We start from the raw sequence: 20,370 nt of genomic DNA, 5'->3' as shown, positions 1-20,370 counted from the left end.
CTGACCAGTTGTTCGAGAGGTACGGTGCGCTCATGAGCGCCGATCTAGAGTTCTCCGTTGAGCCCAACACCCAACCGGCCAGCGACGACCAGCGCGCCACGATCCTGGCGAACCCAGGGTTCGGGCAGTACTTCACCGACCACATGGCGATCGCCACGTGGAACCGGGAGTTCGGCTGGCACGACGCGAGGATCACCGCCTTCGGGCCGCTGGAGCTGTCTCCGGCGACCTCGGTGTTCCACTACGCCCAGACCATCTTCGAGGGGATGAAGGCCTACCGGCACCCCGACGACTCGATCCACACCTTCCGGCCCGACGCCAACGCCGCCCGGTTCAACCGGTCCGCCAAGCGGCTCGCGCTGCCGGAGCTGCCGGAGACGGCCTTTCTCGACTCGCTGAACAAGCTGGTCGAGCTGGACAAGGCGTGGGTGCCCAGCGGCGGCGAGACCTCGCTGTACCTGCGGCCGTTCATGTTCGGCTCGGACCCGTTCCTCGGCGTCCGGCCGTCGGCCCAGGTGACGTACTGCGTGATCGCGTCGCCGGCCGGCTCGTACTTCGCCAAGGGCGTCAAGCCGGTCCGGATCTGGCTCAGCGAGGAGTACACCCGCGCGGCGCCCGGTGGGACCGGCGCGGCCAAGACCGGTGGCAACTACGCTTCGTCGCTGCTGGCCCAGGCCGAGGCGATCGAGCAGGGCTGCGACCAGGTCGCGTTCCTGGACGCGGTCGAGAAGAAGTGGGTCGAAGAGCTCGGCGGGATGAACCTGTACTTCGTGCTCGACGACGGCTCCGTGGTCACCCCCGAGCTGTCCGGCACGATCCTCGAGGGCGTCACCCGGGACTCGATCCTGAAGCTGGTCACCGACCTCGGCCACACCGTCACCGAGCGCAAGATCTCGATCGACGAGTGGCGCGACGGCGCGGCGTCCGGCCGGATCCGCGAGGTGTTCGCCTGCGGTACGGCGGCAGTGATCACCCCGGTCGCGTCCCTGAAGTGGAACGGCGGCGAGGTCCAGGTCGCCGACGGCGACGGTGGGCCGGTCACCGCGGCCGTCCGCAGCGCGCTGCTCGATCTTCAGTACGGCCGCACGCCTGACACCCACGGCTGGATGACCCGCATCTGCTGATCGGTCTCTGCTGACACTTGGCGCCCGGAGGACTACCTGTCCTCCGGGCGCTGTTCGTTCGGCTTCAGTGCGGCCACAGCAGGTCGAGGACGGGACGACGTTCTCTGGACAGCTCGCCGGCAGCCGGCGTTGCGACATCGTTCGGAGCTCGCCCGATCGCGGTCATCGTGGTGACCTCCCAGTGCTCCGGTACGGCGAACTCGGCCGCCAGGCCGTCCCGGTCGAACGCCCGGAACTGCCGCGCGGCCAACCCGAGGGCCTGCGCCTGGATCGTCATGTGCGCGACCGCCTGCCCGAGGTCGTACTGGGAGAACTCCGAGTACTCCCAGTCGGTGTCCTCGACGTACCGGTGGGCGAGGTTCGCGATCAGGAGGCCGGCGGACGGCGCCCAGCGGGCCGAGCTGCGGGCGAGGTGCTTGACGAGTCGTTGGTGGGTGTCGTCGCCGCGGCAGCCGACGATGAACGCCCACGGCTGCGAGTTCCCTGCGGACGGCGCCCAGCGGGCGGCCTCGAGCAGCAGCTCCGTCTCGGCGTAGGTGTTCCGGTGCTCGGGGTCGAAGGACATCGGACTCCAACGAGTCCGGAGCAACGGGTGGAGGCGGTCGTCGGCGGTGTTCTCGGTGGGGTTGTCGGGCACGGCGACCAGCATTGCACCGGTGGGCTTCACAGCAACCTTTCAGGTGGTGTGGGTAGGGTCGCGGGCATGAGCGGCTTTCCGGATGACGTCGAGGCGTACTACGCGGAGCTTGCGCGCGAGCGGGACTGGGGTGCGGAGACCCGGCAGGCCTTTCGGGCCTCGGCCGAGCTGATCCGCGACCTGGACCGCGGGACGGCGGCGCGGACGTTCGGGGCGCGGGCCGACGAGGACGGGACCGATCGGCTGTTCGAGGCCGTCTGGCACGAGCGGGAGTGGGTTGTCGTCCGCGAGCTGCACGTCAGCGAGGACGGGACGATCACCCGGTACTGGTGGCAGCGGATCGAGGACGAGCGCGGTGGGCTGACCGACCAGGCGCTCGATCGTGACGAGTGGGGGCTGCGGGCGCTGGACCGTGACGACTTCTACACCGCCTGGGACACCCCGGAGTGGTCACTCACCGCCTAGGAATGGACTGCGGCGCACGCCGTAGTACTGATCCGCGTACTGGATGTTCGCTTTCCGAGACATTCGGCGCTGTCCACGACCTGCTGTGGCAGACTGAAAAATGTCATGAAGAACTTCCGGGTCATTATTGGCTAGGCGCGCTCAGCAGCAGTACCTGAGCGCGCAGACCTCTCGCACCTTGCGGGAGGTTTTTTGTTTGCCTGATGCCCCCATCCACCGGAAGGCGACCCCCGTGAGCAGATCCGACGGTTTCCACGTCTACGACACCACCTTGCGCGACGGCGCGCAGCAGGAGGGTCTGGCGCTGTCCGTGGCCGACAAGATCGCCATCGCGCAGCACCTGGACGACTTGGGCGTCGGATTCATCGAGGGTGGCTGGCCGGGCGCGGTCCCCAAGGACACCGAGTTCTTCGCGCGGGCGCGGACCGAGCTGCACCTGCGGAACGCGACGTTCGCCGCGTTCGGCGCGACCTGCAAGCCGGGCGCGGTCGCGGCCGACGACCCGCAGGTCGCCGCGCTGCGCGACTCCGGCGCGGACGTCGTCACGCTCGTTGCCAAGAGCCACGACGCGCACGTCGAGCGGGCGCTGCGCACGACGCTCGACGAGAACCTGCGGATGGTCGCCGACACCGTGAAGCACCTGCGCGAGCACGGGCAGCGGGTGTTCCTCGACACCGAGCACTTCTTCGACGGTTACCGGGCCAACAAGGCGTACGCACTCGAGGTGGTTCGGGTCGCGGCGGAGGCCGGCGCCGACGTGGTCGCGCTGTGCGACACCAACGGCGGCTCGCTGCCGCGGGAGCTGCAGGACGTCGTACGGGAGGTGCTGGAGACCACGGGGGCGCGGCTCGGCATCCACGCCCACAACGACGGCGGCTGCGCGGTGGCGAACTCGATCGCGGCAGTGGAGGCCGGGGCGACGCACGTGCAGGGCACGATCAACGGGTACGGCGAACGCACCGGCAACGCGGACCTCTTGGCCGTCGTGGCCAACCTCGAGCTCAAGCGCGGGATGGAGCTGCTCCCGCCGGGCAAGCTGGCCGAGTCGTTCCGGATCGCGCACGCGATCGCCGAGGTGACCAACGTCCCGCCGTCCGCGCGGCAGCCGTACGTCGGGCTGTCGGCGTTCGCGCACAAGGCCGGGCTGCACGCCAGCGCGATCAAGGTCGACCCGGATCTCTACCAGCACACGGATCCGGCGCTGGTCGGCAACGACATGCGGATGCTGGTCTCGGAGATGGCCGGGCGCGCGAGCATCGAGCTGAAGGGGCGCGAGCTCGGCTTCGACCTCGGCAACGACAAGGAACTGGTCGGGCGGGTGACCGAGCGGGTCAAGGAGATGGAGGCCCGCGGGTACACGTTCGAGGCGGCTGACGCGTCGTTCGAGCTGCTGCTGACCGAGGAGGTCACCGGTGAGCGCGCGAGCTTCTTCGACGTCGAGTCGTGGCGAGTGATCACCGAGTCGCGCGCCGAGAGTGAGGCCGTGTCCGAGGCGACGGTGAAGCTGGTCGCCGGGGGCGAGCGTGAAGTTGTCACCGGTGAGGGGAACGGGCCGGTCAACGCGCTGGACCACGCGCTGCGCGCGGCGATCGAGCGGGCGTACCCGGTGGTGAACAAGTTCGACCTGGTCGACTACAAGGTGCGGATCCTCGACCAGGGGCACGGGACGGACGCTGTGATCAGAGTTCTCATCCAGACCGGTGACGGCGAAGGGTCGTGGGTGACCGTCGGCGTCGGGCACAACATCGTCGAGGCGTCGTGGGAGGCGCTCGTCGACGGGGTCACCTTCGGTCTGCTGCGCCACAAGGAGGTCGTGCGATGACTGTCACTGCACCGAGCCGGGCGGCCGGCGTACCGCTGCACCCGCTGGCTGCTGTCGAGGCGCCGGTCGAGCGGCCGATGACCGTGTTCACCGCGCGGATCGTCGAGACGCGCGGCATGCTCGCGCGGATCGCCGTCCTGCTCAACCCGTACGACGTGCGCACGATCAACCTGTGCCTGGAGCGGTGCGAGCTGCACATCGTTGTCGAAGGCAACGGGTTTGACGCCGGGCGGGTGGCGGCCCGGCTCGACAAGGTGATCGGTGTGCTGGACGTTACGTACAGCTGAGCAGATCGAGAGCGACCGCGGCGGTCCAGCTGAAGGTCTGGGCGCCGCGTGGCGAGCCGTCGTACGGGTCGACGTACTCGGCGAAGTCGGTGCTCTCGGCAAGCTTCACTACGTCGTCTCTCAGCTGGTCGGCTTGGTGCTGCTCGCCCAACGCCGTCAACCCCCGATGGATCAGCCAGGCGGTGTTGAACCAACTCGGACCGCGCCAGTAGCGCTCGCGCTCGAAGGCGGGGCCGGTGAGGTCGTAGCTCGGGACGAGATGGACGCGGCCTAGACCGAAGCGGTCTCCTCGGGCGGTGGCGAGGAGTTCGGCGGCTTGGGGGAGACCGGGGACGATCAGAGGGATCAGCCCGGAGATGGTGCCGGCGGGCACCGGCGCCCCCGCCCTACCCGCCGACCCAGCGGCGCTCTGCGCCGCTGGGTCGGCGGAGGTGGCGAGGTCGCGGGCGTGGAACAGGCCGTCGGCGAAGAGTTCGCCTAGCGCCTGCGTGAGCTCTTCGGCTGCCCTCAAGTGGTGGGCGGGATCCAGGCCAACGGCTTCTGCGATGTCTGCCAAGGCGTGCTCGGAGGCGATCAGCAGGGCGTTGAACGCCGGGTCTTCTAGGGCGAACTCGAAGGGCGTTGTCGCTTCGTCGTAGGCGTGGTCGCGGTAGGTGGCGGCCAGTTGGACGTAGCGGCCGTAGTCCAGGTCGGTGGGTCGATCGGTGGGGCTGGCGTGGTCGGTGTCGCGGCGGGTGAACGAGTCGAGCGGTGCAGGGTTGACTCGTGCGAGGGCGTCGTCCCAGGCTGGGCTGTTGTCCATGCCGGACTCCCAGGGGTGGACGATCGCGACCAGCCCGCGGCCGCCGAGGTCGCGGCGGATGCGGAGATAGGTGTGCCAGGCAACGAGCTTGGGGTAGACGCGGGGCAGGAAGCCCCGGCGTACGGACTCCTGCTCGTCGGCCTGGTGGGTGAGCCAGGCGGCCAGCGCGTGGACCGGGGGCTGGATGATGCCCGAGGTCTCGACGCCGCCGGTCGTCGCGGCCTGCCAGAAGTCGGGGCCCGGGAAGTAGGCGTCGCGGGCGACGGCGGGGGAGAAGCTGATGTGCGGGATCCGGCCGTCGGACCACTGGGAGCCCAGGAGGGACTCGAGTTCGACCTGGGCGCGGCGGGGCGAGAGGTGGCGCAGGCCGATGGCGACGAAGGCCGAGTCCCAGCTCCACTGGTGGGGATAGAGAGAGCGGGACGGGACCGTGGAGTGGCCGGTCCAGTTGCCGAGGAGCACCCGCTCGGCGGCTTGGCGGAGGGTCGGGGGCGTCGTCACACGTACCGCCTGACGACGGCTGGGATCGAGCGGACCGCCTCGATCGGGTCGCCGGTGAGGCGGCACTCGACGGCGAGGTAGCGGTCGTAGCCGATGGCGTCGAGTGCGCCGAGGAACGCGGCCCAGTCGAGGTGCCCGGCGCCGGGCTGGAAGCGGTTGGAGTCGCTGAGCTGGACGTGCCCGATGTACGGCGCCTGGGCAACGATCGAGGCCGACGGGTCGGTCTCCTCGATGTTCATGTGGTAGCTGTCGATGCCGATCCGGACCGAGTCGAGGCCGACCGCCTGGATGAGTTCGGCGGCCTGGTCGAGGCGGTTGACCATGTGGTCCTCGTACCGGTTCAGTGGTTCGAGGAACAGCTCGACGCCCTCGCGTGCCGCGTGCTCGCCGAGTTCGCGGAGGCCGTCGAGCAGGACCTCGCGGTCGCCGGCCTCGTCGCGCGGCGGCTCGAAGGGTGGGAGGCGGCGGGAGAACATCCCGTACGACGCCGGCGTCTGCGCGCCGAGTCCGCCGAGCTCGGCGATCACCGACAGCTCGACCTTCATCTGGACGATCGCGTCGGCGCGCTGCTCAGGGTCGAAGGCGCCGAAGAAGTGCAGCATGTCGACACAGACGGTCGGCATGACGACGCCGTCGGCCTTGGCTTTGTGCAGTTCGGGCAGGCGGTCGCGGAAGCTGAGGTCGCCCTTGCCCCGCAGCTCGATGCCGTCGTACCCGGCGGCGGTGGCGAACTCCCACTTCTCCTGCAACGTCGCCCCCGGCAACAGTTGCTCCTGGCATGCGATCTTCATCAGAACTCCAGTACTACTTGCAGGGCGTCACCGGGACGCGTGTCGAGCAGGACGTAGGCGTCGGCGGCGTCTTCCACCGGGACGCGATGGGTGATCAAGGGCTCGGGATCCACGGCGCCGCGGCCGACCAGCTCCAGGAAGCCACGCTGCAGGCGATCCACCGACCACCGCCCGGCCAGCTCCGCCGGCACCCCACCGATCTGCGAGCTGATGATCTCGACCCGGTTGTGATGAAACTCCTCACCGAGCCGGAGCCCGTTGCCTTCGCCCTGGTAGAAGCCAGAGGCAACAACCCGCCCACCGACCCCGACGGACCTGATCGCCTCTTGCAGAGCGGGATACACGCCCGACAGTTCGATCGCCGTGTCCGCGCCGCCGCCGACGCCTGCGGCGCCGGCGGCGGCGCGGGAGGGGAGGAGGGCGGAGTCGCCCCGGAGGCCTGCCGTTCCGGCGGCCGCCCCGCTCGCGCCTGCGGCGCTCGCGTCGGCTCCCGTGCTGATCGCTCGGATCCGCTCTGCGGCGCCGCCGGGGGCGAAGGCCGCCAGGGCGCCGTACTTCAGCGACTCCTGGCGGCGCGACTCGATGCCGTCGACGGTGAGCACCTGAGCGCCGGAGAGGGTGGCCAGGCGGGTGGCGAGGAGGCCGATGACGCCCTGGCCGTAGATGGCTACGACGTCGCCGAGAGTGATGCGGGCCGAGAGGATGGCGTTGTAGGCGATGGCTCCTACTCGGGTGAAGGAGGCCGCCGCGAGGGAGACGCCTGCCGGGAGCTGGTGGCCGGCGAGTTTCTCGGCGGGGAGGACTGCTTCGCTGCGGTGGCCCCAGATGCCCCAGACCTGGTCGCCGACCGACAAGTCGGAGACGTCGGGGGCTACCTCGGTGACCTCGCCGGACTCGGAGTAGCCCCAGCCGACGACCGGGAACGAGACGCCCGCCTCGGCGTCGCGGAAGATGCGGGCGTCGGGGTCCCACGTGCGGGTCAGGTACGGATTCGTGCCCCGGTACGCCGTCAGTTCGGTGCCGGCCGAGATGCCGGAGTACGCCGTACGGACCCGGACGTGACCGGGTGGAAGCGGCTGCGGGTCGAAGTCGACGACCTCGGCCACTCGGGGAGACGAGAACTGCACGACGCGAGCCACGGAACCTCCAACGTTACGGACTTAGGTCTTGTCAAAATACAATAGTCCTGATGTTATGCGTAAGTCAGCATCCCCTGGAGGATAGATGTCACGCTTCATCAGAGCGCTTTCCGTCGCGACGGTGCTCCTGCTGCTCAGTTCCTGCGGCAACGATTCCAGCGCCGGGGACGAGCGCAGCATCACCGTGTGGTCGCTCGAGAACGTGTCCGGGCGGCTGGAGACCACCCGGGCGATCTTCGAGAAGTTCACCGCCGAGACCGGCATCAAGGTGAAGCTCGTCGGGGTCGACGAGCCGCAGCTGAGCCAACTGGTGATGTCCGCGGCCGCCGCCGGCAAGCTCCCCGACGTGATCGGCGCGGTCCCCTTGGCCGCGATCCAGCAACTGTCCAGCAACGGCCTGCTCAACCCGGACGCCGCGGGCAAAGTGGTCAATGCGCTCGGCCCGAAGACCTTCGATCAGCGAGCGCTCGACCTGACCCGCAACGGCGACCAGCAGCTCGCCGTACCGTCGGACAGCTGGACCCAGTTGCTCTACTACCGCAAGGACCTGTTCGCCACGGCCGGCCTGCCGGCGCCCACGTCGTACGACGCGATCGAGAAGGCCGCGCAGACGCTGAACAAGGACGGCACCGAAGGCATCTCGATCGCCACCGACCCGGCCGATCCGTTCACCCAGCAGAGCTTCGAGTACTTCGGCCTGGCGAACAACTGCCAACTGGTCGATGCCGCAGGCAAGATCACGCTCGACAGCCCACCGTGCCAAGGAGCGTTCCGCTTCTACGGCGACTTGGCAACCAAGTACTCCGCGGCCGGGACACAGACCGTCGACTCCACGCGCGCGTCGTACTTCGCGGGCAAGTCGGCGATGGTGGTCTGGTCGTCGTTCCTGCTCGACGAGCTCGCCGGTCTGCGCGAAGACGCGCTGCCGAGCTGCGAGCCGTGCGCGAAGGACAAAGGCTGGCTCGCTCGCAACACCGGTGTGGTGACCGCGATCCAAGGTCCGGACGGCGCCGAGCCTGCGCAGTTCGGCGAGGTGACCGGCTGGACGGTGACGAAGACGGCGAAGGCCGACGCGTCCCAGCAACTGGTGCAGTACATGCTCGACCAGGGCTACGAGGACTGGTTCGGGATGGCTGCCGAGGGCAAGTTCCCGGTCCGGCACGGTACGACGGCCGACCCGGACAAGTTCGACCAGGCCTGGGACAAGGCCGACATCGGCGTCGACACCCGCAAGCCGCTGGCCGCGATCTACCCGGCCCCGGTGATCGCCGAGCTGCGCGACGGGATCGGCAAGATGCAGCGCTGGGGCATCACCGAGGGGCAGGGCGCGCTGGTCGGCGCCACCCTCGGCGAACTTCCGGTGCCGAAGGCAATCAGTGCGCTGGCCAGTGGGCAGGTCGATGCCGACGAAGCCGCGAAGCAGGCGACCGCCGACGTCGCCGCGATCCAGGACTCGCTCGGGTGAGGCAGAGATGACAACCGTGACCGAAAAGCCCGCGGCTGTTCAGCCGCCCGCGGCGCGACGCCGCAAGCAGAAGAACGCCCGCCGCCGCGAGGAGAACCGGGCCGGCCTGACGCTGGTCTCGCCGACGCTCGTGATCGTGCTGGTCGTCGTCGTCCTGCCGATCATCTGGACGGTGATGCTCGCGTTCCAGAACGTCCGGCTGGTCGACATCCAGAGCCAAGGCCTGTGGGGCCACTGGACCCTGCGCAACGTCGAACGCGTCTTCAGCTCGCCCGGCTTCTGGTCGTCGCTGTGGACCACCGTCGTCTACACGGTCGGCTCGACGCTCGGCTCGATCGTGGTCGGCCTGATCGCGGCGCTCGCGCTGCGCAAGCCGTTCCGCGGCCGTGCCCTGATCCGCGGCGCGATGCTGCTCCCGTACGTCGCTCCGGTGGTCGCTGTCGCGTTCGTCTGGCAGGTGCTGCTCAGCCCTGACCTCGGCGTCGTGAACCACTGGGGTGTCGAGTGGCTCGGCTGGGACCGGCCGATCGCATTCCTGACCCAGCGCTCGTACGACGTACTCGGAGTCCCGGTCCCGATGGCGCTGTTCACGGTGATCGCGTTCGAGACCTGGCGGTACTTCCCGTTCGCGTTCCTGTTCCTGATCGCCCGGATGCAGGCGGTTCCGCCGGTGCTCGAGGAAGCGGCGGTCGTCGACGGGACCACGCCGTGGCAGCGGTTCCGGTTCATCCTGCTGCCGCAGCTGATGCCGGTGATCGCGCTGCTGTCGGTACTGCGGTTCATCTTCACGTTCAACAAGTTCGACGACGTCTACTTGCTCACCGGTGGTGGCGCGGGCACGGACGTGGTCGCGGTCCGGGTGTACCGGTTCCTGACCGCGCGGTTCGACGTCGGGCTCGCCTCGGCGCAGGCGGTCGTGCTGGCCGTCGTACTGATCGTGCTGCTCGGGCTGTACTTCAAGTTCTTCGGCCGCAAGATGCAGGAGGACCAGGCATGACCCGCGACGGTTTCCAGATCCGCTTCTTCGGGATCATGCGGTGGGTGGTGATCGCCGTGCTGGTGATCGCCACGCTGTTCCCCTTCTACTACATGGTGCTGCTGTCGGTGAAGCCGATCGACGAGCTGCTGCTCGACCCCGGCCGGATCTGGGTGTCCACGAAGGAGTTCAGCCTCGACTCGTACCGGTCGGTGCTGACCTCGGTCGAGAACGGCGGCCAGGGCTTCCCGCTGATGCTGCGCAACTCCGCGATCGTCTCGATCGGCGCGATGCTGCTCACGCTGCTGGTGGCGATCCCGGGCGCGTACGCCGTGAGCCGGCTGCGCTTCACCGGGCATCGCAAGGTGAGCGCGCTGTTCCTCGGCGTCTACCTGTTCCCGGCGACGCTGCTGGCGGTCCCGCTGTTCGTGATGTTCGCGAAGGTCGGGCTGCAGGGCAGCCTGATCGGGCTGATCATCGTCTACATCGCGCAGACCGTGCCGGTCGCGATCTACATGCTGCGCAGCTACTTCAGCACCGTGCCGGTCAGCATCGAGGAGGCGGCCGCGATCGACGGGCTGTCCCGGTTCCAGATCCTGCGCAAGGTGGTGCTGCCGCTGGCGGCGCCGTCGGTGATGGCGACGTCCCTGTACGTTTTCATGATCGCGTGGAACGAGTTCCTGTTCGCGCTGCTGTTCCTGGCGGCCGAGCCGGACCACTGGACGGTGTCGCTCGGGCTGCAGCAGCTGGCGAACGGCGTGGAGGTGCCGAAGACCGTACTGATGGCAGGATCCGTCGTACTGACGCTGCCGGTGGTACTGATGTTCTACGGCGCCGAACGGTTGCTGACGGAAGGGTTGACGAGTGGGGCAGACAAGGGCTGACGCGACGACGTCCGCGGGACGGCTGCTGCACCTCGTCCGGACCGGCCAGGCCGGGACCCGCGGTGAGCTGCAGGAGCTGTCCGGGCTGTCGCGCTCGACGCTCGGCCAGCGGCTCGAGCCGCTGCTGGGCAACGGCTGGCTGGTCGAGGCGGGATCGACTGCGTCGACCGGCGGGCGGCCGCCTGTCGTGCTGCGATTCGACGAGCAGCACGCCGCCGTACTGGCTGCTGATCTGGACACTCGGCATGCGCGGGCCGCGGTGATGGATCTCGCGGGCGGCGTACTGGCCGAGCACTCGGGGGAGCTGGTCATTGCCGACGGCCCGGAAGTCGTGCTGGACACCTTGTCGGACTGGTTCGACGGGTTGCTCGCCGAGGCCGGGCGTTCGGTTGACGAGCTGGCCGGGATCGGGCTGTCCGTGCCCGGGCCGGTCGAGTTCGACACCGGGCTGGTGATCCGGCCGCCGATCATGCCGGGCTGGGATGAGTACCCGATCCGCGATCATCTACGCCGCCGGTACGACGTACCGGTGCTGGTCGACAACGACGCCAACGCGATGGCGCTGGGCGAGCAGTCCGCGGGGTATCCGGACTCGCCGGCGTTCGTGCTCGTGAAGGTGTCGACCGGGATCGGCGCGGGCGTCGTGATCGGGGACAACGTGTTTCGCGGGATCGACGGTGGTGCTGGGGATATCGGACACATCCGCATTCGGGACGCGGGCGACGCGAAGTGTCAGTGCGGGTCGCTCGGGTGTCTGGCGGCGGTGGCCAGTGGTGGAGCGCTCGCGTCGGCGCTGACCGAGCTTGGTGTCACGGCGCGGTCCGGCGCCGACGTACGGGCATTGCTGCAGTCGGGGCAGCCGGACGCGTTGCGGCTCGCGCGGGAGGCCGGTCGGCGGGTGGGTGAGGTGCTGGCGACCGTCGTGAGCGTGATCAATCCCGGGGTGCTGATGATCGCGGGGGATCTGGCGCACACGGATTTCGTGGCCGGGGTGCACGAGGTGCTGTACCAGTCGACGTTGCCGCGGGCGACTCGGCATCTGACGGTGGCGACCGGGCAGTTGGCCGACCATGCCGCGTTGGACGGGATGGCGCGGTTGGTGGTCAACGAGGTGTACTCGCCGGCGGCGATCGACGCCCGGCTGAGCTGAGGCTGGAGTCGAGCAGCGCGCTGCGGACGGCCGCGGTGACCGGCCCGCCGTTGCCGTCGGCGACCTGGACCTCGCCGATCGGCCTTCGGTGGGCGTCTGCCTGCGAGGGTTTAGGCAGGCTGGACTGATCAGTTTGGACTGACGGTTTATGGTGGAGGGGTGGAGATCTCGGAGTCCGCCGTGCAGGCGGCGAGCGATGTGCGGGTGGTGCTCGGGCGGGTGCGCCGGCGGCTGCGGGAGTTGGCCGCGGCCGAGGATCTGACCCCGTCGCAGTCGTCGGTGCTGAGCCGGTTGGACAAGGACGGCCCGGCGACGGCGAGCGCGCTGGCGACGGCCGAGCGGGTCCGGCCGCAGTCGATGGCGGCGACGGTCGGCGTACTGCTGGAGCTCGGGTTGGTTGCGCGGAGCCCCGATCCGTTGGACAAGCGGCGGCAGGTGCTGTCGTTGTCGGGTGCTGGGGTTGAGCATTTGCAGGGTGGGCGTCAGGTGCGGCAGGAGTGGTTGGCTTCCGTGCTGGAGGAGCGGTTGAGCGAGGATCAGCGGCGGGACTTGATCAGGGCGCTCGCGCTGCTGGACGAGGTGACGCAGGGGTGAGCTCTGTTGTAGAGGCACCGATGCGATTCCGTCAGACCTTGATTGCGCCGATGATGCTCGGGTCGATTCTCAATCCGATCAACTCGTCGATGCTGGCGGTTGCGCTGATTCCGATCGGCGCTGCCTTTGGGGTTGGACCGGCTGACACGGCTTGGCTGGTGACCGGGTTGTACCTGGCGACCGCGGTCGGGCAACCGGTGATGGGCCGGCTGGTCGACCGCTACGGACCGCGTCCCCTGTACCTGATCGGTACGGCGCTTGTCGGCGTCGCCGGTCTGCTCGGCGCGCTGGCGCCGACGCTCGGCGTACTGATCGCGTCGCGAGTGCTGCTCGGCTTCGGGACGTCGGCGGCGTACCCGGCGTCGATGTCGCTGATCCGCAGCGAGGCCGACCGGACCGGGATGGCCAGCCCGACCGGCGTGCTGAGTGCGTTGTCGATCGCCAACCAGGTGATCGCGGTGATCGGGCCGACGCTGGGTGGGTTGCTGATCGGGGTCGGTGGGTGGCACCTGATCTTCACGGTGAACGTGCCGCTGTCGTTGGCGTGCGTGGTGCTGGGCTTCATCTGGTTGCCTCGCTCAACGGGGCGTTCCGGTGAGGGCAAGCTGGATCTCGCCGGGATCTTCCTGTTCGCGGCGATGCTGGTCAGCTTCATGGTCTTCCTGATGAAGCCGAGCTGGTCCACCGTCGTGCTGATCGGAGTGGCGGTTGTCTTCGGCATCGGGTTCACCTGGCGGGAGCTGCGGGCCGCCGATCCGTTCATCGATCTGCGAGTGCTCGGCGGGAACGGGCCGCTGCTGGCGACGTACGGACGACAGATCTGCACGTTCGTGGTGTCGTACTCGTTCCTCTACGGCTTCACGCAGTGGCTGGAGGAGGGACGCTCGCTGAGCGCGCCGACGGCGGGGCTGGTGCTGCTGCCGATGTCGCTGGCCGCGGTCGCGATCACGGCGATCACCGGCCGGCGGGCGGCGGTGCGGGGGAAGTTGGTTGCTGGAAGCATCCTTCTGCTCGTTGCCTGTGGCGCGCTTCACCTCGCCGGTGGCTGGAGTCCGTTGTGGTTGCTGGTCGGGCTCGGCGTACTGGCCGGGTTCCCGCAGGGGCTCAACGGGCTGGCCAACCAGAACGCGCTCTACCACCAGGCGGATCCCGCGCGGATGGGGTCGTCCGCCGGTCTGCTGCGCACGTGTACCTACCTCGGCGCGCTGACCGCCGCCGCGGCCAATGCGTCGTTCTTCTCCGACGGTGCGACCACTTCCGGTCTGCACGAACTGTCCTGGTTCCTGCTCGGCGTCGGCGTACTGCTGTTCGCCCTCACTGTGCTGGACCGCTCGCTCAACCGAATCAAGTGAAAGGCTCTTCCCTGTGGCTCTCACCACGCTCGACGAACGCACCGCCCTGGTCGTCATCGACCTCCAGAACGCCGTCGCCGCCCTCCCCGTCGCGCCGCACTCCGCCGCCGACGTCATCACCCGCACCACCGAACTGGCCGACGCTTTCCGTGCTCGGTCGTTGCCGGTCATCCTGGTCCGCGTCCGTGCGACTCCTGCCGACTCGATGCCAGGGCGCACTGAATACCAACGTCCTTCCGGCGGGACCCCCGTGCCTGATGGTTCCGAGATCGTCCCCGCCCTGGCCGGCCACGCCGAAGACATCGTCGTCACCAAACGCAACTGGGGCGGCTTCTACGGCACCGACCTCGACCTCCACCTCCGCCGCCGAGGCATCACGCAGATCGTCCTCACCGGCATCGCCACCAGCATCGGCGTAGACACCACCGCCCGCGAGGCCTACGCCCACGGCTACAACGTCACCCTGGCCACGGACGCCATGTCGGACCTGTCCGCGGAAGGCCACGCCTTCACCCTCCAGACAATCTTCCCGCGCCTGGGCGAGTCGGGCACGACAGCCGAGGTCCTCCAACTACTTGAGAAAACCCAACCGTAGCCACTTGCACCCGGCCACCCGCACCCCTGCAGGCGCCCCCGGCCCCCGCAGCCCGGCCACCCGCACGACATGTCAGCCGACGACCCGACGCCAGCTCGCCACCCGCACACGCCCGGCCATCCGCATCCGCACGCTCCCGGCCACCCGCACCCGCCACCTGCACACACCCGGCCACCCACACCCGGCCACCCGCACCCGCGCCCGACGCCCGCACGCACCCGGCCGCCCGCATCCACACCCACCCGCACCCGCCACCCGCGCCCGCCATTTGCACACACCCGGCCACCCGGCCACCCGCACCCGCACTCGCACCCGCGCCCGACGCCCGCACGCTCCCGGCCACCCGCACTCGGCACCCGCGCCCACCATCTGCACACACCCGGCCACCTGCGCCCGACGCCCGCACGCTCCCGGGCCCGCCACCTGCACACACCCGGCCACCCGCACCCGCACCCACCCGCCACCCGCCACCCGCCCGCCATCTGCACCCACCCGGCCACCCGCACCCGCACTGGCACCCGACGTCCGCACGCACCCGGCCGCCCGCATCCACACCCGGCCACCCGCACCCGCACGCGCTCCCGGCCACCGGCGCCCGCGCCCGCCACCCGCACCCGGCACCCGCGCGCGCGATCTGCGCACACCCGGCCACCTGCGCCCGACGCCCGCACGCTCCCGGCTGCCCGCGCCCGACGCCCCGCCTGCCACCTCCACCTGCGCCCGACGCCCGCACGCTCCCGGCTGCCCGCGCCCGACGCCCCGCCTGCCACCTCCACCTGCGCCCGACGCCCGCACGGACCCGGCTGCCCGCGCCCGACGCCCGCGCCCGACGCCCGCGCCCGCGCCCCGCACGGACCCGGCCACCCGCTGGCACCTCGTGCGGCCGGACGCCCGCGGCTGCCTTGTTCGGTGGGGTTCGGCTGGGCGGTGTGCGTGGTGGTTGGTGGGGTACCGGTGGGCGATGAGCGACACGGTTTTGTTCGACATCGACGGGACTTTGGTCGACACCAACTACCACCATGCGGTGGCGTGGTTCCGTGCGTTTCGGCGGTTCGATGTGACGGTCCCGGTTTGGCGGATTCATCGGGCGATCGGGATGGGTGGCGATCGGCTGGTGGCTGCTGTGGCGGGGGACGACATTGAGGACCGTCACGGGGACGACGTACGGGATGCGTGGAAGCAGGAGTTCGACCCGATGCTGCACGAGGTGCGGCTGTTCGAGGGGGCGCATGATGCGCTGGCCGCGGCGAAGGAACGTGGCTGGCGGGTGGTGCTGGCGAGCTCCGGAGCGCGTGAACACATCGAGCACTACGTGAAGCTGCTGGAGTTCGACGCGTTGGGCGGCGACCGGTGGGTCAGTGGTGACGACGCGTCGGGTACCAAGCCTGATCCGGAGCTGCTCGAGGTCGCGCTCGACGGGTACGACGACGGGCGGGCAGTCATGATCGGGGACTCTGTGTGGGACTGCGAGGCGGCGGCGCGGATCGGTCTGCCGTGCGTCGCGCTCCGCACCGGCGGAACCGGCGCCGGCGAACTGCTGTCCGCCGGCGCCGTCCAGGTGCACGAGACACTGTCCGCGCTCCGGGAGGCCTACGACGGCCTCCCGTTCGCGCCGGTTAATCCCGGCTGAGAGTGCGACGGCCGCCCATCCGCGCCGGTCAGTCCCGGCTGAGGGTAAGGCGGCCTTCCAATCGCGCCGGTCAGTTCCGGGTCAGGTACGACGGCCGATGGGTGAGGCATCGCCGCTCCGTGGCGGAGATGCCCTCTGTTCAGTCCCAGGTGAGGCCTGAGGCTGACTGGTACTCGATGACTCGGGTTTCGAAGAAGTTCTTTTCCTTCTTGAGGTCCATGACCTCGGACATCCAGCCGAAGGGGTTGCGGGACTCGCCGAAGATGGGCTGGAGGCCGATCTGTTCGGCGCGGCGGTCGGTGACGAAGTGCATGTACTGCTCGCACAGGTCGGCGGTCAGGCCGAGCATGCCGTTGGGCATGGTGGCGCGGCCGTAGGCGACCTCTAGCTCGCAGGCCTCGGTGAGCATCTGGCGGACCTCGGCCTGGAACTCGGCCGTCCACAGGTGCGGGTTCTCCAGCTTGATCTGGTTGATGCAGTCGATGCCGAAGTTCAGGTGGATCGACTCGTCGCGCAGGATGTACTGGTACTGCTCGGCGATGCCGACCATCTTGTTGCGCCGGCCGAGCGACAGGATCTGCGCGAACCCGGTGTAGAACCACATGCCCTCGAAGACCACGTAGAACGCGATCAGGTCGCGCAGGAAGTCGGTGTCGGCCTCCGGCGTACCGGTCCGGAAGTTGCCGTCCTCCAGGTGCCGGGTGTACTTCAGCGCCCAGGCGTCCTTGTCGGAGATCGACGGGACCTCGCGGTACATGTTGAACAGCTCGCCCTCGTCCAGCCCGAGCGAGGTGCAGATGTACTGGAAGGTGTGCGTGTGCACGGCCTCCTCGAACGCCTGGCGCAGCAGGTACTGCCGGCACTCGGGGTTGGTCAGCTGACGGTAGACCGCGAGCACGATGTTGTTCGCGACCAGGGACTCCGCGGTGGCGAAGAAGCCGAGGTTGCGCTTGAGCATCAGGCGCTCGTCCTCGGTGAGGCCGTCCTTCGACTTCCACAGCGCGATGTCGGCCTGCATGGAGACCTCGGTCGGCATCCAGTGGTTGTTGCAGGCGGCAAGGTACTTGTCCCAGGCCCACTGGTACTTCAGCGGGAGCAGCTGGTTGACGTCGGCGCGCGCGTTGATCATCGCCTTGTCGGCGACCTCGACACGGCCGGCGCCGACGGTGATCTCACCGAGTCCGGTGGAGGTGGTGGTCACTGGCAGGCCTCGCAGTCAGGGTCGTCGATCTTGCACAGAGCAGGAGCCGGGAGCAACGTGTCGTCCATCGGGACGACCGGCACCGCCGGCGGGGGAGTGGCCGGTACGGCGGCGACCGGAGAGGCCACCGGACCCGGAACCGCCGCGGGAGCGGCCGGTGCCGGAGCTGCGGCCGGGGCGACCGGTACGGCGTTGAGTCGACCGTCCGTCCCCTTCAGAGTCGACTTCTCGACGTGCGTCGCCGACTGGGAACGCAGGTAGTACGTCGTCTTCAGTCCGTACCGCCAGGCCGAGCGGTACAGCTCGTCGAGCGCCTTGCCGGACGGGGCCGACATGTAGAGGTTCAGCGACTGCGCCTGGTCGATCCACTTCTGCCGCCGCGACGCCGCCTTGATCAGCCAGAGCGGCTCGATCTCGAACGCGGTCGCGTACAGCTCGCGCAGGTCGGCCGGGATCCGCTCGATCCGGCTCAGCACACCGTCGTGGTACTTCAGGTCCGAGACCATCACCTGGTCCCACAGCCCGCGCGCCTTCAGGTCGGCGACCAGGTACGGGTTCGCGACGGTGAACTCACCGGACATGTTCGACTTCACGAACAGGTTGCTGTACGTCGGCTCGATCGATTGGCTGACCCCACAGATGTTGGAGATCGTCGCGGTCGGCGCGATCGCCAGCACGTTGGAGTTGCGCATGCCGTCCTTCAACACCTTCGCGCGCAGCGCCTCCCAGTCGAGCGTCCGGCCGGTGTCCAGCTGGACGTCGCCCTCGCGCGCCGAACGCAGCAGCTCGAGCGAGTCGATCGGCAGCACGCCCTGGCTCCACAGCGATCCGTCGTACGTCTGGTACGTCCCGCGCTCGGCGGCGAGCTCGGTCGACGCCGCGATCGCGTGGTAGCTGATCGCCTCCATCGAGACGTCGGCGAACTCGACGGCCGCGTCGGACGAGTACGGGATGCGCAGCGCGAACAGCGCGTCGGCGAAGCCCATCAGGCCGAGGCCGACCGGGCGGTGCCGCTGGTTCGCGCGCTCCGACTCCGGCGTGGTGTAGAAGTTCACGTCGATCACGTTGTCGAGCATCCGGACCGCGGTCTTCACGGTGTCGCGCAGCAGTTCCGCGTCCAGACCGCTCTCGGTCAGGTGGGCGACCAGGTTGACCGAGCCGAGGTTGCAGACTGCGGTCTCGTCGACGGTGGTGTTCAGCGTGATCTCGGTGCACAGGTTGGAGGAGTGCACCACGCCGTCGTGCTGCTGTGGGGAGCGCAGGTTGCAGGCGTCCTTGAAGGTGATCCACGGGTGACCGGTCTCGAACAGCACGGTCAGCATCCGGCGCCACAGGTCGACGGCCTTGACCCGGCGGAACACCCGGATCTCGCCGCGATCGGCGGCCGCCTCGTAGTTCTCGTACGCCGTCGCGAAGGCCGCGCCGTACAGGTCGTGCAGGTCCGGGACCTCGTCGGGCGAGAACAGCGTCCAGTCGCCGCCGGCCTCGACCCGCTGCAGGAACAGGTCGGGCACCCAGTTCGCCGTGTTCATGTCGTGGGTGCGGCGGCGCTCGTCACCGGTGTTCTTGCGCAGGTCGAGGAACTCCTCGATGTCCATGTGCCAGGTCTCGAGGTAGGCGCAGACCGCGCCCTTGCGCTTGCCGCCCTGGTTGACCGCGACCGCGGTGTCGTTGGCGATCTTCAGGAACGGTACGACGCCCTGCGACTCGCCGTTGGTCCCGCGGATCTTGGCGCCGATGCCGCGGACCGGGGTCCAGTCGTTGCCGAGGCCACCGGAGTACTTGGCCAGGAGGGCGTTGTTGCGGATGCCGGCGAAGATGCCGGACAGGTCGTCGTCGACCGTGGTCAGGAAGCACGACGACAGCTGCGGCCGGGTGGTGCCGGAGTTGAACAGCGTCGGCGTCGAGGACATGAAGCGGAACGAGCTGAGCAGCTCGTAGAACTCCAGCGCCCGCGTCTCCCGGTCGTCCTCCTTGAGCGCCATGCCCATCGCGACGCGCAGGTAGAACGCCTGCGGCAGCTCGAACCGGATCTTGTCGATGTGCAGCAGGTACCGGTCGTAGAGGGTCTGCAGGCCGAGGAACGCGAAGTCCAGGTCGCGCTCGGGCTTGATCGCCGCGGCGAGCCGGGGGAGGTCGAAGGTGGCCAGCTCGGGGTCGAGCAGACCGGCCTCGATCCCGGTGCTGACGTAGCGCGGGAAGTACTCGGCGTACGCCGTGCTCATGTCGGCCTGGGTCGCCTGCCGGGGCTCGCCGTGCACGCGGCCGAGCGTCTCGCGGCGGATCTGGTCGAGCAGCAGGCGCGCGGCGGCCTGGCTGTACTGCGGCTCGGTCTCGACGTACGACCGGGCGGCCATCACCAGGGCGAGCTCGACCTCGTGCTGGGCGATGCCGTCGTAGCAGGAGCCGAGCGTCTCGTCGAGGATCTGCTCGGGGTCGACGGCGTCCAGGCCGGCGGCCGCCTCGGCGATGACGAGCCGGAGCCGGGCGACGTCCAGTGGCGCTGTGTTTCCGTCGGCAGCACGGACAGTGACGGCCGGCGCCTCGGTGACCCCGGCCGCGTCGGCCGGCGTCCGGGCCTTGGTGCGCTCTTCGCGGTACAGGACGTAGGCGCGGGCGACCTGATGCTCTCCCGCGCGCATCAGGGCCAGCTCGACCTGGTCCTGGATGTCCTCGACCTGGACGCTGCGCCGCGAGTCGCCGCGGCTGGTCAGGGCCGTGACGACGCGGGCGGTCAGGTCGGTGACCAGGTCACGGACCCGGTGGCTGGTGCCGGCCTCGGCACCCTCGACGGCCAGGAAGGCCTTGCTCACCGCGACCGCGATCTTGGTCGGGTCGAATGCGGTGCTGGTGCCGTCGCGGCGGACGACGGTCAGCTGGGACGCGGCCTGCGCGTCGGGCAGGGTGCCCGATGCGGTCGGCGACGAAGACGAAACGATGGTCACAGGCGCTCTC

Annotated in this window: 18 protein-coding genes; 12 read left to right on the top strand and 6 right to left on the bottom strand. The window is 69.3% G+C overall.

Going from position 1 to position 20,370, the window contains the following annotated elements; all coding sequences use genetic code 11:
• Positions 1 to 32 precede the first annotated feature (32 nt).
• On the top strand, positions 33 to 1,124 hold the full coding sequence (locus ACYVIO_RS41015) for a branched-chain amino acid aminotransferase (RefSeq protein ID WP_460656418.1): 1,092 nt from the start codon (positions 33 to 35) through the stop codon (positions 1,122 to 1,124).
• A gap of 64 nt (positions 1,125 to 1,188) precedes the next feature.
• Here the strand turns inward: ACYVIO_RS41015 and ACYVIO_RS41010 are convergent, their stop codons facing one another.
• Positions 1,189 to 1,791: a nitroreductase family protein gene (locus ACYVIO_RS41010; RefSeq protein ID WP_460656417.1), complete on the bottom strand. Its 603-nt coding sequence runs from the start codon at positions 1,789 to 1,791 to the stop codon at positions 1,189 to 1,191.
• A 36-nt stretch (positions 1,792 to 1,827) separates the two neighbouring features.
• On the opposite strand from ACYVIO_RS41010, the gene ACYVIO_RS41005 reads away from it, so the two are divergent.
• The 3 genes from ACYVIO_RS41005 to ACYVIO_RS40995 all read left to right on the top strand — a co-directional run bounded on the left by ACYVIO_RS41005 (position 1,828) and on the right by ACYVIO_RS40995 (position 4,335).
• On the top strand, positions 1,828 to 2,226 hold the full coding sequence (locus tag ACYVIO_RS41005) for a hypothetical protein (RefSeq protein WP_460656416.1): 399 nt from the start codon (positions 1,828 to 1,830) through the stop codon (positions 2,224 to 2,226).
• Between the two features lie 232 nt (positions 2,227 to 2,458).
• A complete protein-coding gene (gene cimA / locus ACYVIO_RS41000) occupies positions 2,459 to 4,048 on the top strand; it encodes a citramalate synthase (RefSeq protein WP_460656415.1) in 1,590 nt (529 codons plus the stop codon).
• Complete coding sequence (locus tag ACYVIO_RS40995) at positions 4,045 to 4,335, top strand: hypothetical protein (protein ID WP_460656414.1); 291 nt, start codon at positions 4,045 to 4,047, stop codon at positions 4,333 to 4,335. Before cimA ends, ACYVIO_RS40995 begins: the two co-directional genes overlap by 4 nt.
• Here ACYVIO_RS40995 and ACYVIO_RS40990 read toward each other — a convergent pair.
• The 3 genes from ACYVIO_RS40990 to ACYVIO_RS40980 are packed head-to-tail and all read right to left on the bottom strand — an operon-like array spanning position 4,322 to position 7,568.
• Positions 4,322 to 5,638, bottom strand: coding sequence for an MGH1-like glycoside hydrolase domain-containing protein (locus ACYVIO_RS40990; protein WP_460656413.1), 1,317 nt, complete (start codon positions 5,636 to 5,638; stop codon positions 4,322 to 4,324). The genes ACYVIO_RS40995 and ACYVIO_RS40990 overlap by 14 nt on opposite strands.
• The gene (locus ACYVIO_RS40985; protein WP_460656412.1) at positions 5,635 to 6,429 is read right to left on the bottom strand and encodes a sugar phosphate isomerase/epimerase family protein; all 795 of its coding nucleotides are present in this window, start codon (positions 6,427 to 6,429) and stop codon (positions 5,635 to 5,637) included. Before ACYVIO_RS40985 ends, ACYVIO_RS40990 begins: the two co-directional genes overlap by 4 nt.
• The gene (locus ACYVIO_RS40980; RefSeq protein ID WP_460656411.1) at positions 6,429 to 7,568 is read right to left on the bottom strand and encodes a zinc-binding dehydrogenase; all 1,140 of its coding nucleotides are present in this window, start codon (positions 7,566 to 7,568) and stop codon (positions 6,429 to 6,431) included. Before ACYVIO_RS40980 ends, ACYVIO_RS40985 begins: the two co-directional genes overlap by 1 nt.
• Positions 7,569 to 7,653: 85 nt before the next feature.
• Here ACYVIO_RS40980 and ACYVIO_RS40975 point away from each other — a divergent pair, with 85 nt between their 5' ends.
• The 8 genes from ACYVIO_RS40975 to ACYVIO_RS40940 all read left to right on the top strand — a co-directional run bounded on the left by ACYVIO_RS40975 (position 7,654) and on the right by ACYVIO_RS40940 (position 16,214).
• Complete coding sequence (locus tag ACYVIO_RS40975) at positions 7,654 to 9,033, top strand: ABC transporter substrate-binding protein (protein WP_460656410.1); 1,380 nt, start codon at positions 7,654 to 7,656, stop codon at positions 9,031 to 9,033.
• A 7-nt stretch (positions 9,034 to 9,040) separates the two neighbouring features.
• Positions 9,041 to 10,030, top strand: coding sequence for a carbohydrate ABC transporter permease (locus ACYVIO_RS40970; RefSeq protein ID WP_460656409.1), 990 nt, complete (start codon positions 9,041 to 9,043; stop codon positions 10,028 to 10,030).
• Positions 10,027 to 10,893, top strand: coding sequence for a carbohydrate ABC transporter permease (locus tag ACYVIO_RS40965; RefSeq protein WP_460656408.1), 867 nt, complete (start codon positions 10,027 to 10,029; stop codon positions 10,891 to 10,893). Before ACYVIO_RS40970 ends, ACYVIO_RS40965 begins: the two co-directional genes overlap by 4 nt.
• Positions 10,874 to 12,043: an ROK family protein gene (locus tag ACYVIO_RS40960; protein WP_460656407.1), complete on the top strand. Its 1,170-nt coding sequence runs from the start codon at positions 10,874 to 10,876 to the stop codon at positions 12,041 to 12,043. Before ACYVIO_RS40965 ends, ACYVIO_RS40960 begins: the two co-directional genes overlap by 20 nt.
• A 159-nt stretch (positions 12,044 to 12,202) precedes the next feature.
• On the top strand, positions 12,203 to 12,637 hold the full coding sequence (locus ACYVIO_RS40955) for a MarR family winged helix-turn-helix transcriptional regulator (protein WP_460656406.1): 435 nt from the start codon (positions 12,203 to 12,205) through the stop codon (positions 12,635 to 12,637).
• Positions 12,638 to 12,657: 20 nt separating this feature from the next.
• Positions 12,658 to 13,989: an MFS transporter gene (locus ACYVIO_RS40950; RefSeq protein WP_460656405.1), complete on the top strand. Its 1,332-nt coding sequence runs from the start codon at positions 12,658 to 12,660 to the stop codon at positions 13,987 to 13,989.
• A gap of 13 nt (positions 13,990 to 14,002) precedes the next feature.
• Positions 14,003 to 14,584, top strand: a complete 582-nt coding sequence (locus ACYVIO_RS40945) for an isochorismatase family protein (RefSeq protein WP_460656404.1) — start codon at positions 14,003 to 14,005, stop codon at positions 14,582 to 14,584.
• 961 nt (positions 14,585 to 15,545) lie between these two features.
• On the top strand, positions 15,546 to 16,214 hold the full coding sequence (locus tag ACYVIO_RS40940; protein WP_460656403.1) for an HAD family hydrolase: 669 nt from the start codon (positions 15,546 to 15,548) through the stop codon (positions 16,212 to 16,214).
• 139 nt (positions 16,215 to 16,353) lie between these two features.
• On the opposite strand, the gene ACYVIO_RS40935 is transcribed toward ACYVIO_RS40940, so the two are convergent.
• The gene (locus tag ACYVIO_RS40935) at positions 16,354 to 17,415 is read right to left on the bottom strand and encodes a ribonucleotide-diphosphate reductase subunit beta (protein WP_460656402.1); all 1,062 of its coding nucleotides are present in this window, start codon (positions 17,413 to 17,415) and stop codon (positions 16,354 to 16,356) included.
• Entirely contained in the window at positions 17,412 to 20,360 is a 2,949-nt protein-coding gene (locus tag ACYVIO_RS40930) for a ribonucleoside-diphosphate reductase subunit alpha (protein ID WP_460656401.1), read from the bottom strand. The genes ACYVIO_RS40935 and ACYVIO_RS40930 overlap by 4 nt, the downstream gene beginning before the upstream one ends.
• Positions 20,361 to 20,370: the final 10 nt, after the last annotated feature.

The organism is Kribbella endophytica, from assembly GCF_054781295.1.
This window is presented reverse-complemented; position numbering and strand designations above follow the sequence as displayed.

Coding starts and splice junctions, on each gene's coding strand:
- ACYVIO_RS40985 (WP_460656412.1), bottom strand. CDS start 6,429: ATGAAGATCGCATGCCAGGAGCAACTGTTGCCGGGGGCGACGTTGCAG.
- ACYVIO_RS40970 (WP_460656409.1), top strand. CDS start 9,041: ATGACAACCGTGACCGAAAAGCCCGCGGCTGTTCAGCCGCCCGCGGCG.
- ACYVIO_RS40940 (WP_460656403.1), top strand. CDS start 15,546: ATGAGCGACACGGTTTTGTTCGACATCGACGGGACTTTGGTCGACACC.
- ACYVIO_RS40975 (WP_460656410.1), top strand. CDS start 7,654: ATGTCACGCTTCATCAGAGCGCTTTCCGTCGCGACGGTGCTCCTGCTG.
- ACYVIO_RS41005 (WP_460656416.1), top strand. CDS start 1,828: ATGAGCGGCTTTCCGGATGACGTCGAGGCGTACTACGCGGAGCTTGCG.
- ACYVIO_RS40950 (WP_460656405.1), top strand. CDS start 12,658: ATGCGATTCCGTCAGACCTTGATTGCGCCGATGATGCTCGGGTCGATT.
- ACYVIO_RS40995 (WP_460656414.1), top strand. CDS start 4,045: ATGACTGTCACTGCACCGAGCCGGGCGGCCGGCGTACCGCTGCACCCG.
- ACYVIO_RS40965 (WP_460656408.1), top strand. CDS start 10,027: ATGACCCGCGACGGTTTCCAGATCCGCTTCTTCGGGATCATGCGGTGG.
- ACYVIO_RS41015 (WP_460656418.1), top strand. CDS start 33: ATGAGCGCCGATCTAGAGTTCTCCGTTGAGCCCAACACCCAACCGGCC.